At 66.2% G+C, this 15,211-nt stretch carries 18 protein-coding genes and 2 pseudogenes; 7 read left to right on the plus strand and 13 right to left on the minus strand.

The window, feature by feature from the left end:
- The 5 genes and pseudogenes from ABDV69_RS17590 to ABDV69_RS17610 form a co-directional block, all read right to left on the minus strand.
- Positions 1-371, minus strand: a 371-nt coding sequence (locus ABDV69_RS17590; protein WP_343576655.1) for a DUF732 domain-containing protein, incomplete at its 3' end; no start/stop codon positions are given.
- 45 nt (positions 372-416) lie between these two features.
- Complete coding sequence (locus ABDV69_RS17595) at positions 417-1,316, minus strand: alpha/beta fold hydrolase (RefSeq protein ID WP_343576657.1); 900 nt, start codon at positions 1,314-1,316, stop codon at positions 417-419.
- A gap of 24 nt (positions 1,317-1,340) precedes the next feature.
- The gene (locus tag ABDV69_RS17600; protein ID WP_343576659.1) at positions 1,341-1,832 is read right to left on the minus strand and encodes a hypothetical protein; all 492 of its coding nucleotides are present in this window, start codon (positions 1,830-1,832) and stop codon (positions 1,341-1,343) included.
- On the minus strand, positions 1,829-2,365 hold the full coding sequence (locus tag ABDV69_RS17605) for a mammalian cell entry protein (RefSeq protein WP_343576660.1): 537 nt from the start codon (positions 2,363-2,365) through the stop codon (positions 1,829-1,831). Before ABDV69_RS17605 ends, ABDV69_RS17600 begins: the two co-directional genes overlap by 4 nt.
- A gap of 85 nt (positions 2,366-2,450) precedes the next feature.
- A pseudogene (locus ABDV69_RS17610) lies at positions 2,451-2,767 on the minus strand (VOC family protein).
- 105 nt (positions 2,768-2,872) lie between these two features.
- Here ABDV69_RS17610 and ABDV69_RS17615 point away from each other — a divergent pair.
- Entirely contained in the window at positions 2,873-3,736 is an 864-nt protein-coding gene (locus tag ABDV69_RS17615; RefSeq protein ID WP_343576662.1) for an alpha/beta hydrolase, read from the plus strand.
- A gap of 105 nt (positions 3,737-3,841) precedes the next feature.
- Here the strand turns inward: ABDV69_RS17615 and gnd are convergent, their stop codons facing one another.
- Positions 3,842-4,867, minus strand: a complete 1,026-nt coding sequence (gnd, locus tag ABDV69_RS17620) for a phosphogluconate dehydrogenase (NAD(+)-dependent, decarboxylating) (RefSeq protein ID WP_343576665.1) — start codon at positions 4,865-4,867, stop codon at positions 3,842-3,844.
- A gap of 18 nt (positions 4,868-4,885) precedes the next feature.
- Positions 4,886-6,283, minus strand: a complete 1,398-nt coding sequence (locus ABDV69_RS17625; protein WP_343576668.1) for a glucose-6-phosphate dehydrogenase — start codon at positions 6,281-6,283, stop codon at positions 4,886-4,888.
- 308 nt (positions 6,284-6,591) lie between these two features.
- Between ABDV69_RS17625 and ABDV69_RS17630 the strand changes: the two genes are divergently transcribed.
- Positions 6,592-7,230, plus strand: a complete 639-nt coding sequence (locus ABDV69_RS17630; RefSeq protein ID WP_343576690.1) for an adenylate/guanylate cyclase domain-containing protein — start codon at positions 6,592-6,594, stop codon at positions 7,228-7,230.
- Positions 7,231-7,233: 3 nt separating this feature from the next.
- Here the strand turns inward: ABDV69_RS17630 and ABDV69_RS17635 are convergent, their stop codons facing one another.
- The gene (locus ABDV69_RS17635) at positions 7,234-7,392 is read right to left on the minus strand and encodes a hypothetical protein (protein ID WP_343576670.1); all 159 of its coding nucleotides are present in this window, start codon (positions 7,390-7,392) and stop codon (positions 7,234-7,236) included.
- Between the two features lie 59 nt (positions 7,393-7,451).
- Here ABDV69_RS17635 and ABDV69_RS17640 point away from each other — a divergent pair, with 59 nt between their 5' ends.
- Positions 7,452-8,147 carry a guanylate cyclase gene (locus ABDV69_RS17640; RefSeq protein ID WP_343576672.1) on the plus strand — a complete coding sequence of 232 codons (696 nt, stop codon included), beginning with the start codon at positions 7,452-7,454 and terminating at the stop codon, positions 8,145-8,147.
- Between the two features lie 34 nt (positions 8,148-8,181).
- Here the strand turns inward: ABDV69_RS17640 and ABDV69_RS17645 are convergent.
- The 3 genes and pseudogenes from ABDV69_RS17645 to ABDV69_RS17655 form a co-directional block, all read right to left on the minus strand.
- A pseudogene (locus ABDV69_RS17645) lies at positions 8,182-8,319 on the minus strand (VOC family protein); the annotation flags it as partial.
- 197 nt (positions 8,320-8,516) lie between these two features.
- Positions 8,517-8,864: a hypothetical protein gene (locus tag ABDV69_RS17650; protein WP_343576675.1), complete on the minus strand. Its 348-nt coding sequence runs from the start codon at positions 8,862-8,864 to the stop codon at positions 8,517-8,519.
- A 15-nt stretch (positions 8,865-8,879) separates the two neighbouring features.
- Entirely contained in the window at positions 8,880-9,419 is a 540-nt protein-coding gene (locus ABDV69_RS17655) for a restriction endonuclease (RefSeq protein WP_343576678.1), read from the minus strand.
- 423 nt (positions 9,420-9,842) lie between these two features.
- Between ABDV69_RS17655 and ABDV69_RS17660 the strand changes: the two genes are divergently transcribed.
- On the plus strand, positions 9,843-10,829 hold the full coding sequence (locus tag ABDV69_RS17660) for a redoxin domain-containing protein (RefSeq protein ID WP_343576680.1): 987 nt from the start codon (positions 9,843-9,845) through the stop codon (positions 10,827-10,829).
- A gap of 28 nt (positions 10,830-10,857) precedes the next feature.
- Here ABDV69_RS17660 and ychF read toward each other — a convergent pair whose 3' ends face one another.
- A complete protein-coding gene (ychF, locus tag ABDV69_RS17665) occupies positions 10,858-11,931 on the minus strand; it encodes a redox-regulated ATPase YchF (RefSeq protein ID WP_343576681.1) in 1,074 nt (357 codons plus the stop codon).
- A 126-nt stretch (positions 11,932-12,057) separates the two neighbouring features.
- On the opposite strand from ychF, the gene ABDV69_RS17670 reads away from it, so the two are divergent.
- Positions 12,058-13,107, plus strand: coding sequence for a DUF6542 domain-containing protein (locus ABDV69_RS17670; RefSeq protein ID WP_343576683.1), 1,050 nt, complete (start codon positions 12,058-12,060; stop codon positions 13,105-13,107).
- Between the two features lie 65 nt (positions 13,108-13,172).
- Here the strand turns inward: ABDV69_RS17670 and ABDV69_RS17675 are convergent, their stop codons facing one another.
- Complete coding sequence (locus ABDV69_RS17675; protein ID WP_343576686.1) at positions 13,173-14,213, minus strand: 4-hydroxy-3-methylbut-2-enyl diphosphate reductase; 1,041 nt, start codon at positions 14,211-14,213, stop codon at positions 13,173-13,175.
- Positions 14,214-14,286: 73 nt separating this feature from the next.
- Between ABDV69_RS17675 and ABDV69_RS17680 the strand changes: the two genes are divergently transcribed.
- Positions 14,287-14,862, plus strand: a complete 576-nt coding sequence (locus tag ABDV69_RS17680) for a lipid droplet-associated protein (protein ID WP_343576688.1) — start codon at positions 14,287-14,289, stop codon at positions 14,860-14,862.
- A gap of 59 nt (positions 14,863-14,921) precedes the next feature.
- Positions 14,922-15,211 (plus strand): exodeoxyribonuclease VII large subunit (locus tag ABDV69_RS17685; protein WP_343576692.1); only part of this gene is annotated, 290 nt, incomplete at its 3' end.

The following is a 15,211-nucleotide window of genomic DNA, read 5'->3' on the forward strand; positions in this document are numbered from 1 at the left end:
GAGCAAGACGACGAAGGACCATAACTATGCGCGCCGGGGCAGTAAACGCTGATGGCGTCCAGTAAGAATGGCCGTACCTGCGGGCCCGTCAGGCCCTGATTCTCCAGCTTGGCGGCAAGCTGCAGCATGGCGCTGCTGAACGGGCTCGGCATCGCGCCGAAATGAAAAGTGAATATTCCGGAGCGGGAGAGGTTGTCGTCGTCGCACCGTTCATGCGCGAGAGCGATCAACTGCTCTGGTGGGCCCGCAGTGCTGCCATCCCTCGACAGCAACTTCAAGAATTCGTCGCCGGGCGCGTCCGCGTGGGCAGCAGCTCCGGTCATCAGTACTGCTGCGGCGGCGACTAGCCAGAGCGACGAGTTGACGACCATGGTTATGCGTGCCACCGATCACGGCGGATAGCGCTCCCAGGCCCGCTACTTCGCTGGGCCGATGAAGCCGAGCACCAGGTCGGCCACCTTGTCCGGCGCGTCGAGTTGAAGGAAGTGCCCGGCATTGTCGACGACGGTCACGTCGCTGTCATCGGGAAGCGCGTTGGGAATCCAGCGCGTGAAAGCCGATGTCATGCAACCGTCGTCGCGTCCATGCAAGTACAGGCTCGGCAGCTTCGGCCGCGACGTCCAATGCCGGTGCAAATCGCGGTACTGCGTCGGTGGGCGGGTGTTGCGGATCGTCGCGCGATACGGCCCCAGCGCGGCCCGCCAACTCTCGGGCGTGCCGATCGCGGCATCGACATGGCGCAGGTCGGCTTTGGCGTCGTAGCCGGGCGACCAGGTTTTCCACAGTCGCGGCAACACCCAGGAGGCGGAACGCTCTGGAAACCAGGGCAATTGGAAATACATGATGTACCAGCTGCGCAGCAGTTGGGGTGGGATCTGGGCCAGCAGTCGAACCTTGTCGGGGACCCGGCCCCGAAAGGCCGCCGCCGGCGGGACCGACATGATCACCGCTTTGGCGAACGGGCTGTCCGGGATCGCGGCCAGGCCGTTGGCGGCCATCGCACCCCAGTCGTGGCCGATCACCACGTCGCGTTCAGTGCCGCCGATGGCGGCGCGTATCTGCAGCGCGTCGTCCATCAGCGCACCGATGTGATAGCTGCCGTCGGACGGGATCGACGACGGTGCATAGCCACGCATGAACGGCGCCACCACCCGCCAGCCGGACTCGGCCAGTCGGGGCGCGACCTTGCGCCAGCCATAAGCCGTGTCGGGAAAACCGTGCAAGCACAGCGCAATTGGCCCGTCAGGCGGCCCCCATGTCAGCGCCTTCAACTCCACGGCGGGAGCTTTGACGTCGATCCAACGGTGTTTGGTCATCACCTGAATCCTTCGCGTGGGCGATCAGTAGTAGTCGAAATCGGAGATCAGCCAGCGCCCGCCGATCTTGTCGAGCGTCACCCGGGCGCTGGAATCGGTTACCGTCGGCGGTGTGTCGCCGGCCTTGACGGATTGCGACACGAACACCAGGACAACGGCGTGATTCGGGGTCACCGTCTCCGGCGCGGCGGCCGGCACCGTAGCCGTCGCGACGAGGCGCTGCTGCTTGGCACGAGGAATGAGCTCTTGCTGCGCGCGCTTCGTGTAGGTGTCCAGGAAGCCGCCGGTCAGCTTCTCTCGGGTGGCTGCCACGTCGTGGTCGATCGTGTCGTATCGAAACGTCAGGATTGCATCGGTGGAATCCTTTGCGGCCGACAAAGATTGGCTGCGGGCGCGTTCGACCGAGCTGATCGAGGAGTACTTCCACTTGAGCAGGCCCGCGGCGATGGCAAGCAGCAGCACGAAAGTGGGCAGCAGCCCGTAGGCCAGCACTCGCGACCAGTTGACCGATTTCATGACACGAACGCCACGTCGGAAACCTTGGCGCCGTCGCCGATCTTCTGCACGGTGATCCGCATCCGGAAGAACTGCGGGATTTGTTCGCCAGGGCCCGCGGACTCAACCGTGACGGCAACCAATACCCTGCCGTAGTCGCCGCTCTGCGACTCCAGGCCGGCATCGGTGACGGTGCCCAGCGATCGCGATCGCGACTGCTTGGCGTTGTCGATGTAGGTCTGCTTGTGATGGGCGAAGCTGTCGGCGAACACACCGACAGCGGAGTCCTGAATTCGCTGCGCGTCGGCCTCGGCATGCTCGTAGTCGACCGTGCTGAGGTTCACCGCGACGTCCTGTGCGGTCTGCACGAAAAGGCCGCGTTGCGCTTCCCGGCGCTCAGCCTGGTAGGCACGAAGCCCCAGCCAGCCGACCAGCCCCGCCAACCCCACCGCCGCGATGAGACCGGCGAACAGCGCGATCCGGACAGCCTGGCCAGGGGGCTGGACAGGTACCACGAACACGACATCGTCACCGTCACCGTCACCGTCGGGCATGTTTTCCAACGGTACGTGGTCATGCGATCACTCAGCCCAAAGCCGCCGCATTCTCGAGATCGGCGACAACGATCTTGGGGATGCGCTACATCGCCTGAGCGACGGCGGTGGCGACGGCCGGATCCGGGTGACTGACCAGTTCGTGGGGCCTGCGCCAAACCACCTGCCAGCTCAGGCCGAAGGTGTCATGGCCACCGGCAGAGGTCAGCCGATCCCGGCAGTAGTAGTCGACGTCGTCCTGGTCCCTGCAGTTGATCGTGAAGAACAACACCTCGCTGAATTGGAAGTGCGGGCCGCCGTTGATACCCGATGAGCCAAAGCACCGATGCGCGAGTTCGGGAAGATCGAGGTGTAGAACTCCGCTGCCTTCCCCAGGTCGTGCTCGAACCACAGCGAGGGCATGCAGTCTCCTAAAAGTGGGGGGCAGGTTTCCGAAGAGGCAGACCCCGGCGAACACGAAAACTCCTCTGGGTAACGTCAAAGTGTGATCGACCGAGAGGACCGCCCGTGACCGCCGTGCGCAACACTCCCAAGACCGTCGAGTTGTCCGGGAGTCAGGGGCTCACCCTGGTCGCGGACGAGTGGGGTCGCGGCACCGACGTGACGGCCGCCCGGCCGAGCATTCTGATGCTGCACGGCGGCGGCCAGAACCGGTTCTCCTGGAAGAACACCGGCCAGGTGCTGGCAGACCACGGCTTCCACGTCGTAGCGCTAGACAGCCGCGGTCATGGCGACAGCGACCGGTCGCCCAACGCGGACTACGACGTCGAGACGCTGGCTGCCGACGTCACGCAGGTCCTCGACGCCATCGGTCGGCCGGTGATCCTGATCGGAGCCAGCATGGGCGGGCTGACCGGCATCCTCGTCGCCGACCGGGCCGGACCGGAGCGGGTCACCCGGTTGATACTTGTCGACGTCGTGCCACGCTTCGAGAAAAACGGCAGCGCCCGTATCCGCGACTTCATGTTCAGCGGTCTGCACGGGTTCGCCAACCTCGACGAAGCCGCAGACGCTGTCGCCGCCTACCTGCCGCACCGGAGGAGGCCGCGCAGCCCGGAGGGACTGAAAAAGAACCTCCGCCTGCGCGACGGCCGCTGGTACTGGCACTGGGATCCGGCCTTCATGACCAAACCCGGCGACGACCCGGAACTGCGCACCGAGAACTTCGAGCGGGCCGCGGCCGACCTGAAGATCCCGGTGCTGCTGATCCGCGGCAAGCTCTCGGACGTGGTCAGCCCCGACGGGGTCAAGCACTTCCTGGCGACCGTGCCCAATGCTGAGTTCGTCGAACTCTCCGGCGCCGGCCACACTGCCGCCGGCGACGACAATGACGCCTTCAGCGACGTAGTGGTGACGTTCGCAACGCGCTAGTCCTCGGCGCCGACCCGCTTCGCCCGGCTACGCCGCCCTCGCGATCGCCGCAAATCCCTCGGCGCCGACCCGCTTCGCCCGGCTACGCCGCCCTCGCGATCGCCGCTAGCCGCCGGACGGCTTTTCCGCGTGCCCGCCGAATTGCTTGCGCATCGCTGACAGCGCCTGGTTGGCAAAGTCATCGAGGCTGCGCGACGCGAAACGGGACTGCAGCGCGGTCGTCAGAACCGGTGCGGGAACCCCCTCGTCGATGGCCGCGATCGCGGTCCAGCGGCCTTCGCCCGAGTCGGACACCCGGCCGGAGAATTCGTCCAGGTCGGGCGACTCGTGCAGCGCGATCGCGGTCAGGTCCAACAGCCAGGAGCCGATGACGCTGCCCCGGCGCCATACTTCGGCGACATCGGGGATGTCGAGGTTGTATTGGTAATATTCGGGATTCGACAGCGGAGCGGTTTCGGCATCATCGGCCTGCACACGCGTACCGATGTCGGCGTTGCGCAGGATGTTCAGGCCCTCGGCGATTGAGGCCATCATGCCGTACTCAATTCCGTTGTGCACCATCTTCACGAAGTGCCCGGCTCCGGACGGACCGCAATGCAGATAACCCTTCTCAGGCTGCGCGACCTCGCCGTCGCGGCCGGGGGTCCGCGGCGCCGCGTCGACACCCGGCGCGACGGTGCTCAAGATCGGCTCGGCGTGTTCGAACGCGTAGTCGTCGCCGCCGATCATCAGGCAGTAGCCGCGTTCGCGGCCCCAGACGCCACCGCTCGTTCCGCAGTCGAGGAGGTGAATCCCCTTCTTGGACAGCGTTTTCGCATGCTTGATGTCGTCGCGATAATAGGAGTTCCCACCGTCGATCACGATGTCACCCTTTTCCAGCGTGTCGGCCAGATCGTCGATCACCGAGGTGGTGATGGTGCCGGCGGGCACCATCACCCACACGACGCGCGGCGTCGACATCTTCTCGGCCAGCTCTTTCAGCGAGCCGACTCCGGTGGTGTTCTTCTCGTCGGCCATCGCCTTGACGGCGTCTTCGCTGTGGTCATAGACGACGACTTCGTGCCCGTTGGCGACCACGCGGCGGGCGATGTTCGCACCCATCCGGCCCAAGCCGATCATTCCTAGCTGCATGTTGTTCTGTTCTCCTTTTTAGTGGTTACCGGCTAGCCACGGCTGCTGCCAGCCGCGATGTCCTCGTAGCACTTCGCGTGCCGCGTCCGGCCCCCACGAGCCGAGCTCATACGGGTGCATCTCGCCGGGCTGATCCAATAGCGGCTGGACGATTCGCCAGGTCTGTTCGATGCCGTCTTCGCGGGCGAACAGTTTGTGATCGCCGGTCAGCGCGCCGTGCAGCAGCCGCTCGTAGGGCAGCAGCGGCTCGCCCAGGTCGGACATGAACGAAGAGTCGAGGTGCAGGTCGCGCCAGCGGTCGCCCTCGAGCGCGGTGAGCTGGAGGCGCAGCCCGGGGTCGGGGTCGATGCGCAGCACGATCTGGTTGGGCGCGGCCTGTCGGCCGTCCGGCAGGAAAGCCAGCGACGGAACGCGATGGGTGAACAGCCGCACCTCGGTGACTCGCTCGGTCAGTGCCTTGCCCGCGCGCAGAAAGATCGGCACCCCGGCCCAGCGCCAGTTGTCGATCTGCACTCGCAGCGCGACGAAGGTCTCGGTGTCCGAATCCTCTGCTACGCCGTCGATCGCGGTGTAGCCACGGTACTGACCCCGCACGCAGCGCTCCGGGTCGATCGCCGGTATCGCCCGCAGTACATCGGCTTTCTTGTCGTTGAGATCGTCGGCGCTCGGTCCGACGGGCGGCTCCATCGCGACCCCGGCGAGCACCTGCAGCAGGTGGTTCTGCACGACGTCGCGCAGTGCACCGACCCCGTCGTAGAAACTGCCCCGGTCTTCGACGCCGAAGTTCTCGGCCATGGTGATCTGGATTTCGGAGATGCTTTTTCGGTCCCACTGCTGCGCCAGGGCCAGATTGCCGAACCGCAGATACTCCAGCTCGACGACCGGCTCTTTGCCCAAGAAGTGGTCCACCCGGAAAATCTGGTCCTCGTCGAGCACCGCGCGCAGCTGCTGGTTGAGTTCGAGGGCGGACTTCAGGTCGTGGCCGAACGGCTTCTCTACCGCGACCCGCGATCCGGTCAGCAGTTCGGCGTCGGCCAGGTGCTCCACGATGGGCGCGAACAGCGACGGTGGCATCTCGAGGTAGAACAGGCAGTGGCGCTTGGAGCCGATCTGCTTTTTCAGCGCGTCGTAGAGCGCCGAATCGGTGACATCGCCGTGCAGGTAGGACAGCCGTTTGGCGAACCGGTCGAAGACCTTGCCGTCGACTTTATCGCCCGCGCCCTCGATGGCCTTGCGGGCTCGCGTGACCAGCTCGTCCACGCTGATGTCGTCGCTGGCGACGCCCAGGATCGGGCATTCCAGCAATCCCCGGTGCTCCAGCCGGTAAAGGGCCTGGAACGTCATCTTGCGGGCCAGATCGCCGGTGATTCCGAAAATCACCAGCAGGTCCGAGGCGTGGGCACCGGATTCGATCAATCTGAACCTCCAAGAATTCGACTCGACTCCAGCTCAACACTTGCACACATCGCCTGAGTCGATCCCGCCGCGGCCAGGCTCAACCCTAGACATTGCGGTTCGACCCAATGACCGAAGCTCGTGGTGTGTAACCGTTTAGTGAGCCGGCTAAACACGCCGATGGTGAAATTTTTCGAAACAGGCACTCGCGGTTGACTTTTTGCTGCACTGACAGCTTCACGCGAAAATGCCAACCCCGGCCGATCGGGCGCTGTCGCTGCGGAACTCGCGACCGATCAGAGAAGATGCGTGGCATGGCTGCCCACATCATGATCGCGGTCGATGTCCTGGCCGGTGCGGTCGTCGCCGAAGCGGTGGCCATCGCCGCGGTGCGCAGCTCGATCGAAGACCTTGCCGACTGGGCCGAAGTGGAGCGACCGGATCTGGCCCGGGTGACACAGGACGGCAAGGTGGCGATTCTGTTCTCCGACATCGAGGAGTCGACCGCGCTGAACGAACGGGTCGGCGACCGGGCCCGGGTGCGGCTCATCGGCGAGCATGACAAGCAGGTTCGCAAGCTGGTCGACGCCCGCTCCGGACATGTGGTCAAGAGCCAGGGCGACGGGTTCATGATCGCCTTCGCGCGGGCCGAAGTGGCGGTGCGCTGCGGCATCGACATACAGGATGCGCTACACCGGGACTCACAACGCAAGCGGCGCAACGGGATTAGCGTGCGGATCGGGGTCCATGTGGGCCGGTCGGTGCGACGCGGCGACGGCCTGTTCGGCCGCAACGTCGCGATGGCGGCACGCGTTGCATCCGAAGCCTGCGGCGGCGAGGTTTTGGTGAGTGACGCAGTGCGCAGGGCCCTGCGCGACTGTCCGGATCTCGAATTCGACGGGGGTCGCGAGACAGAGTTGAAGGGCTTCTCCGGCACCCACCGGCTGTACTCCGTCGCTGCCGCCTAGCGGCTAATCCTCGCCGGCCTCGGCCAGGCGCTGCTGAAGCCGGTCGCGAATCTCGTCGGGCGTGTAGGCCCGCCGCCGCCGTTGGTCGCGGACCACCAGCACGCCACCGGCCGCCACCCCGACAACCCCGGCCAATCCCAACAACTTCCAGATGGTCCGCATCGGCTCAGGTTATTCGCGAGTGCATCCCGGCGGGGACAGTATGTGCATATGGTGCGGTTGTGGACACGCACACGGTGAGCTTGAGCCGAGCCCTGGAGCAGACCAGAACCGGCGACGTCTGGCTGTTTCGCGGGCATTCCGGCCCTGACCGCGCGATCCAGACGATGTCGAACAGCCCAGTCAACCACGTCGGCATGACGGTGGCGATCGAGGATCTGCCGCCGTTGATGTGGCACGCCGAGCTCGGCGATAAGTTGACCGATGTCTGGACCGCGACCAAACACCGGGGTGTGCAGCTCAACGACGCCTGCGAGGCCGTCGAAAGATGGCTGACGCGCTACGGGCAGCGCTGCTGGTTCCGGCAGATAACGCCAGACATCGACCACGACCAGGAAAACCTGCTGCTGCGCGTCATCGCGCGGATGGATGGCACGCCGTTTCCGTCCACCACCCGGCTGACCCTGCGGTGGCTGCGCGGCCAACTTCCGACCAGGTACGACTGGGTGCGCGGACTCCCCTGGTTGGACGCACACGTTCGAGAATCGACCCGGCGGCGCAGTGCGGAACAACGCAAGGGGCGCTTCGAATCCGCCTACTGCGCAGAGACAGTGGCCGTCACCTACGAGGAGATGGGTCTGATCGCCACCGAGAAGCGGTCGAGTTGGTTTGATCCTGGGCGGTTTTGGAGCGGTGACGATCTACCGTTGATCGCGCCGTATCGCCTGGGGAGCGAAATCTCAGTCTTAGCAGATTGACCGCCCACGCCGCGATCGGACCGGTGCGGCGCCCTCACCCCCAGAACTTGGCGCGCGCCTCGTCGGTGATCGGCGTGAACAGATTGACGAGGCTGCCGTCCGGATATCGGAATAACAGCGCCCGGTTGCCCCACGGCATCGTCGTCGGCGTGGTTACGATCTCGCCGACGTAGTCGCACGGACTCGGATGGTCGCCGAGCCGCTCCCCCTGGGCCGCAGGCATGCACGTCGACCCTTCGCCCAACACGCGCATCGCCACCCGCTCAGCTCGACCGGCCCGATCCCGCCCCACCAGCTCGGCACACTCCTGCGGTTGGCCATACCGTGGCCGAGATCAGCGACACTGGCTGTCCCTCAACGACTCCCGGTTCAGAGCGGCATCCAGATGTTGTTGTTCCAGAATCCCCACGTCCTGGCGGTCATGTTCCACATCACCTGCGCGCCCGGGGCCCATGGCGGCGGCGATGGTTGCGGCGGAGCCCAAGCCGGCGCAAGCCCCCACGGTCCGTTGCCCATCGCACCACCCTGGCCGGCGGTCCGCTGCCAGTCGTGGCAGTGGTTCCAGTCCCAGTCGTAGATGCTCCCCCAGCCCGCGTCCCACGGCTGGCCCGGACACCAGTGGAAAGCCGGCGCCGCGTGGGCGGCTCCGGCGGCGAACAGGACCGGCCCCGACAGGGCCGTCGCCAGCGCGCACGCCACTCGCTTCATCGTCGCCATCACCCAGAGTGTGCCTCAGCCGGACTCGCGGCATGCGCTAAACCGCATGCCGCCGCGCCGGGGCGGTACCCATGCCTGCAAGGCGCGGCGACCGATCAGCTGACAATTATGGGTGAAGGCCAGCTTCTGGGCCGCATCGGTGAATTCCTGATTGCTGATGACGATGCTCGTGGTGCAGTCATGGTGGCGTGCGCCCGCGACCACCTGCTGAACGGCGGCGACACCGACGGGCTTACCCAGCCGCTTGCACTGAACCGCCACCGCCCTGTCGTCGCGCCGGGCGATCAGGTCGACACCGTAGTCGCCGCTGCCCGGGGTGAAGGAGACCTCCCAGCCGGCCCGCTCCAAGCGCGCAGCGACGTAGTCCTCGAAGTCCATTCCCGTCATGGCGTCGATCGCCGCCATTCCGTCGCGCGGCCGACGGCGTTCGGCCGCTAGCACCACCGCGAGGACCAAGCCCACAGCGGCGCCCACCAGACCCACCGTGACGCGGTGCCCGACGAGGCCCGCAAAGAGCCCGAAGTAGGCCGGCAGAAACAGGTAGGTGATCGTCATCTCGCGCTGATGGTAAAGGCGGTCACCGACATTCGCGGGTAGGCGACCGTCGAAGGTCGGCGCACGTCGGCTCCCATTTCCGGAACCGATCCGGTGCGGGCTCCGCGCCGGTGACACACCGCAGCGCGGCATCGCCGAGCGCGAGTTGGACTGGGTAGGCGGCGGCAGCCAAGCGACACACTCATCCACCGGCATGTGATCACATCACCGTCGGGTAGGCAGCTTGACCTTCGTTCAGGTCCCGAGGCGTGCTACCTGACTGTCGAATAGTAGCTGCGAACCAGCAACGGCTCGGACCGCGCGACGCGAATTACCCGCGGCCGAGGTATTCGTAATATGGCGTACGCACCTGTTAGGCGGCAGGGGATGACCGAATTGTCCGAGTCGCGCGTGCACAGCGCTGCAGCGCGCTACTCTCTGCCGATGATCGCGGGCGACAAGGCGCCTGACTTCACTCTGTACGACCACACCGGTCGGCCCAGAACACTGTCCGCGTTTCTTTCCGCGGGGCCGGTCGTACTCTTCTTCTTCCCGCTCGCATCCTCACCGATCTGTACAGCTCAGGCTTGTCATTTTCGGAACCTGAGCGACGAGTTCGCCAGGTTGGGCGCCCAGCGGGTGGGCATCAGCACCGACACCGTCGACAGGCAAGCGCACTTCGCCCGACAGCGCTCGTTCGACTATCCGCTGCTCTCCGACGCGGACAGCGTGGTGTCCGAGCTCTTCGGGGTGCGCCGTGGCCGACTCGGCAAGCTGCGCGGATCCGTTCTGGCGCGTGACGAGGCCGAGCGTGGCCGACACACTCGGCGCCGTGGCCTGCTGGCCCGGCTGCTGCCGGTCAGACGGACCACATTCGTCATCGACACCGACCGCACCATCCTGAAGGTCGTTTCCAGCGAGGTGCGCGCGATGGTGCACGCCGACCAGACCTTGTGGTTCTTGAAGAACCGCACGGGGTCACATAGTTCGCCACACGCGCGACCGAAGCACTCCCAGAGCGAGCCGATCAGCGACTGGTTCACAGAGCCGGGAACCACCGACGCGCCGAGCCTGGTCCGGCCGTACACACTGACAGCAGGCCGTACCGATGCTGGCATCGAACTGGCACTCGAAGCTCCGGTCGAAGCGCTCGACATCACGGCGAATCCGCCGCGCTGGCCAAAAAATGATGTGCGGGGCCAGATCCTGACGTCGTGCGTACACAGCCCCTCGGTTGCAGAGATCGCCGCAAATCTCGCCCTGCCGCTCGGTGCGACGCGGTTCCTGGTCGACGAGTTGGTGACACAGGGTTATCTGCGGGTGCGCGCCCCGCTCGGCGACTCGATGACCAACGACGAACGACGTGAACTGATCAACCGGACACTGCGTGGCCTGCGAGCTCTCAGGGGTGAGGCACCGGTCGCGTCCTAAATCCCCTTCGACGAGACCTTGTTCTTCGCTACACGTTGAACCGGAACTCCACCACATCACCGTCGGCCATCACGTAGTCCTTGCCCTCCATGCGCACCTTGCCGGCCGACTTCGCCGATGCCATCGACCCGGCGGCGACCAGTTCGTCGTAGGACACGATCTCGGCTTTGATGAAGCCCTTTTCGAAGTCGGTGTGGATCACCCCGGCCGCTTTTGGCGCGGTGTCGCCCTGGTGAATTGTCCACGCCCGCGCCTCTTTCGGCCCGGCCGTCAAGTACGTCTGCAACTTCAATGTGTGAAAACCGGCCCGCGCCAACCCGTCCAGGCCCCGCTCGGTCTGTCCGATGGACTCGAGCAGCTCGGCGGCCGACTCTTCGTCCAGCTCGATGAGCTCGGACTCGATTTTCGCGTCGAGGAATACCGCATCGGCGGGTGCAACCATCGCGCGCAGCTCGGCCTTGCGGGCCTCGTCGGTCAGCACCGACTCGTCGGCGTTGAACACATAGAGGAACGGCTTGGTGGTCATCAGGTTCAGCTCGCGCAGCAGCGATGCGTCGACACCGGCCGCGAACAGCGTCTTGCCCGAGTTCAGCACGGCGTCGGCGGCGACAGCCGCCTCGAGCAGCGGCTTGCGTTCCTTGTTGTTGCGGGCTTCCTTCTCCAGCCGCGGGACGGCCTTCTCCAACGTCTGCATGTCGGCGAGGATGAGTTCGGTTTCGATCACCTCGATGTCAGCGCCCGGATCGACCTTGCCGTCCACGTGCACCACGTCGTCGTCGGCGAACACCCGCACCACCTGGCAGATGGCGTCGCACTCGCGGATGTTGGCCAGGAATTTGTTGCCCAGGCCGGCGCCCTCGGAGGCGCCCTTGACGATTCCGGCGATGTCGACGAAGGTCACCGGCGCCGGCACGATCTTCTCGGAGTCGAACATCTCGGCGAGCTTGTCCAACCGCGGGTCGGGCAACGGCACCACGCCCTCGTTGGGCTCGATCGTGGCGAAAGGGTAGTTGGCTGCGACCACATTGTTCCTGGTCAGCGCGTTAAACAGGGTCGATTTGCCGACATTCGGCAAACCCACGATCCCAAGGCTGAGGCTCACAGGGAGACAAGTGTAGGAGCACCCGCTGCCCGGTCAATTACCGCGCATCCGCGCGAGTAGGCACGCCAACGCATTGCTAACGAGGTCGTTACGCGTCTTTCAGTGTCAAGCCGGTACGGTCGACGTGTGCCACAGCAGCAGGACCGGTCGGCGGTGAAAGCAGATCACCGCTCGATCGTCCCGTCGGTTCCTGGTGTGCCATGGTGGGCTGCCGTCGTCGTCGCGCTGACCGGTGTCGCTGCGGGCTTCGCATTCGACGCCGGCTCAGGCAAGGAGCTGACCAGCGTCTTCTCTGGACTGTACGTGGTGGGCTGCCTGGCTGCGGTGCTCGCAGTCCGGCAGTCCGGTGTTTTCACCGCGGTCAGCCAGCCGCCGCTGATCCTGTTCTGCGCGGTGCCCGGCGCCTACTTCCTGTTCCACGGCGCCAAATTCACCGGCGTCAAAGACCTCGTGATCAACTGCGGCTACCCGTTGATCGAACGTTTTCCGCTGATGCTGTTCACCTCGGCCGGCGTACTGCTGGTAGGTCTGGTCCGGTGGTACCTCGGCATGGGCCCGTCGCGCGCAGCAGCCGCTGATGATGACGATAAGGCCACCGGTGGCGATGAACAGCGGGTCGGACTGGTCGCGCGCTTGACCGCGATGTTGCACCGCGACTCCGCCGACGCCGAGACGCCCGAGAAGGCCACCCGGCCCCGCGCTCGCCGGGAGCACGCGGTGGAGCGGTCGGCGCGCTCGACGGTGGCCGACAGAAGGTCCGGTCGGCGTCCGGCGACATCATCGCGCACCGGTCGGCCGCGCCCACCGCGAGACGACGACGAGCCGACCCGCGATCGCCTCCGGCGACGCCCGACACGCGACGTCGACGCCGATGAGCCGCCTCGCCGCAGCCGAGCGCCGCGTGATCCGGAGTTGCGTGGTCGTCCGCCGCGCGACGTGCGTCGCGATCCGAACGCCCGTCGCGGCCGTCCGGCCAGCCGGTTCGATCCCTACGAGCCGGTCGATGCCCCACCTCCCCCGCCGCGGCGCCGGCCCGCGCCGAACGGCTCGACCGCTACCCATCACCCGATCTCACAGGTCAGGTACCGGAAGGCAGCCGGTGGCGACGCGACCTACGATGACCGCCCGCGGCGTCCACGCAAGCCGTCCGCGGACTCGTGGAAGTACGACGCCTGAGAGCCGCGCGCCCGATGGCGCGGCTCTCCCGCTAGCCGCCTACGCGGCTGGGAGGTGCCCCCACCTCAGTCCGTTACACGGACCGCATTGTCGCCGCGCGCCGGCCTGATCTCGCGCGGCAAGGCGAACACCAGCGTCTCGTTGGCCGTCGTCACCGGCTGAACCACGTCGTAACCGTGCTCGGCCAGTCGCTCCAGCACGCCGCGCACCAGCACCTCGGGAACCGACGCGCCGGACGTCACGCCGACCGTGGTCACGCCGTCCAGCCAGGCGGGATCGATGTCGTCGGCGTAGTCGACCAGATGCGCGGCCGCCGAGCCGGCGCCGAGTGCGACCTCAACCAACCGCACCGAGTTCGACGAGTTGCGCGAACCGACCACGATCACCAGCTCGCACTCCGGCGCCATCGCCTTCACCGCCACCTGACGGTTCTGCGTCGCGTAACAGATGTCGTCGCTTGGCGGATCCTGCAGCGTCGGGAATTTGGCCCGCAGCCGCTGCACGGTCTCCATCGTCTCGTCGACCGACAGCGTGGTCTGCGACAACCAGATCACTTTGTTCTCGTCACGAACTGTCACGCCGTCGACGGCGCCCGGACCGTCGACCAACTGCACGTGGTCGGGAGCTTCGCCGGCGGTGCCGACGACCTCCTCGTGACCCTCGTGGCCGATGAGCAGGATGTCGTAGTCGTCGCGGGCGAAACGTTTGACCTCGTTGTGCACCTTGGTGACCAGCGGGCAGGTCGCGTCGATGACCTTGAGCTGCCGCTCGGCGGCCGTCTGATGCACGGTCGGCGCGACGCCGTGGGCGGAGAACACCACGATGGCGCCCTCGGGGACCTCGTCGGTCTCGTCGACGAACACCGCGCCCGCCTTTGCCAGGGTTTCCACCACGTGGCGGTTGTGCACGATCTCGTGCCGGACGTAGACCGGCGCGCCGTGCTTTTCCAGCGCCCGCTCGACGGTCTCGACGGCGCGGTCGACGCCGGCGCAGTATCCGCGCGGCTCGGCCAGCAGCACTCGCTTGCCGGTGACCGGCTCGGACACCGAGGCGGCGGCACCCGCCCTCATCCCTATGTTGAGGCCCATGTTCACCGTCGGTGGCATGTCACCAAGGGTACTGGGCAAAACTCGCGCGCTCAGCTTGGAGTTGTCCGCCGGTTAAGGCAGTCTTGACCGCATGGCTACTGCACCGTACGGGGTTCGGCTGCTGGTCGGCGCCGCGACGATGGCCGTCGAGGAGACGATCCGGCTGCCGAAAACCATCCTGATGTATCCGATGACGCTGGTCAGCACCGCCGCGGCCGTCGTGATGCGGTTCCAGCAGAACGTGGCCGAGCTGCTGATCAAGGGCGATGCCACGCTGGAACACATCTTTCCGCCCAAGGACGAGCAGCCGGAGTGGGCGACGTTCGACGAGGACCTACCGGACATCGGGGCCGACGACGAGCTGTCCGGCGTCGAGTCCCGCGCCCCGGGCCGGTTCGCGCTGTACTCGTCCTCTGATGCAACCCTGAGGCCGCCTGGCGCACCGGCGCGTCGTGCGGCCAAGCCGGCCGAGCGGTCGGTCTCGGCGCCAGCGGTAGTCGAGGAGTTGGACTACGAACAGCTGACTCTCGCGCAGCTGCGGGCCCGGCTGCAGTCCCTCGATGTCGAGGAGCTCGAGGCCCTGCTGGCCTTCGAAGAGGCCACCAAGGGACGCGCTCCATTCCAGACGCTGCTCGCCAACAGGATCACGCGCGCGACGGCGACGTGACCGACAACGCCGCCGAGGCTCGGGTAGCTCGATCGGCCAATTCGGCCGAGGCTCAGGCCATTCGCTCGGCCAATTCGGCCGAGAATCCGTTCCCGGTTCGCGCGGTCGCGACGCGGATCGCAGCCTGGATCGACAAACTCGGCGTGGTCTGGGTCGAAGGGCAGTTGACTCAGATCAACATTCGACCGGGTTCGCGGACCGTCTTCATGGTGTTGCGTGACCCGGCCGCGGACATGTCGCTGAGCGTGACGGCTCCCCACACCTTGGTCGACCATGCGCCGGTCAAGCTCGTCGAGGGCGTGCAGGTGGTGGTCTGCGGCAAGCCGAACTTCTATACCGGCCGGGGCAC

Source organism: Mycobacterium sp. (assembly GCF_039583785.1).
GTDB lineage: Bacteria > Actinomycetota > Actinomycetes > Mycobacteriales > Mycobacteriaceae > Mycobacterium.

Coding starts and splice junctions, on each gene's coding strand:
- ABDV69_RS17680 (WP_343576688.1), top strand. CDS start 14,287: ATGGCTACTGCACCGTACGGGGTTCGGCTGCTGGTCGGCGCCGCGACG.
- gnd (WP_343576665.1), bottom strand. CDS start 4,867: ATGCAGCTAGGAATGATCGGCTTGGGCCGGATGGGTGCGAACATCGCC.
- ABDV69_RS17605 (WP_343576660.1), bottom strand. CDS start 2,365: ATGCCCGACGGTGACGGTGACGGTGACGATGTCGTGTTCGTGGTACCT.
- ABDV69_RS17630 (WP_343576690.1), top strand. CDS start 6,592: ATGATCGCGGTCGATGTCCTGGCCGGTGCGGTCGTCGCCGAAGCGGTG.
- ABDV69_RS17675 (WP_343576686.1), bottom strand. CDS start 14,213: ATGCCACCGACGGTGAACATGGGCCTCAACATAGGGATGAGGGCGGGT.
- ABDV69_RS17635 (WP_343576670.1), bottom strand. CDS start 7,392: ATGCGGACCATCTGGAAGTTGTTGGGATTGGCCGGGGTTGTCGGGGTG.
- ABDV69_RS17650 (WP_343576675.1), bottom strand. CDS start 8,864: ATGGCGACGATGAAGCGAGTGGCGTGCGCGCTGGCGACGGCCCTGTCG.
- ABDV69_RS17660 (WP_343576680.1), top strand. CDS start 9,843: ATGATCGCGGGCGACAAGGCGCCTGACTTCACTCTGTACGACCACACC.
- ABDV69_RS17655 (WP_343576678.1), bottom strand. CDS start 9,419: ATGACGATCACCTACCTGTTTCTGCCGGCCTACTTCGGGCTCTTTGCG.
- ABDV69_RS17600 (WP_343576659.1), bottom strand. CDS start 1,832: ATGAAATCGGTCAACTGGTCGCGAGTGCTGGCCTACGGGCTGCTGCCC.
- ABDV69_RS17595 (WP_343576657.1), bottom strand. CDS start 1,316: ATGACCAAACACCGTTGGATCGACGTCAAAGCTCCCGCCGTGGAGTTG.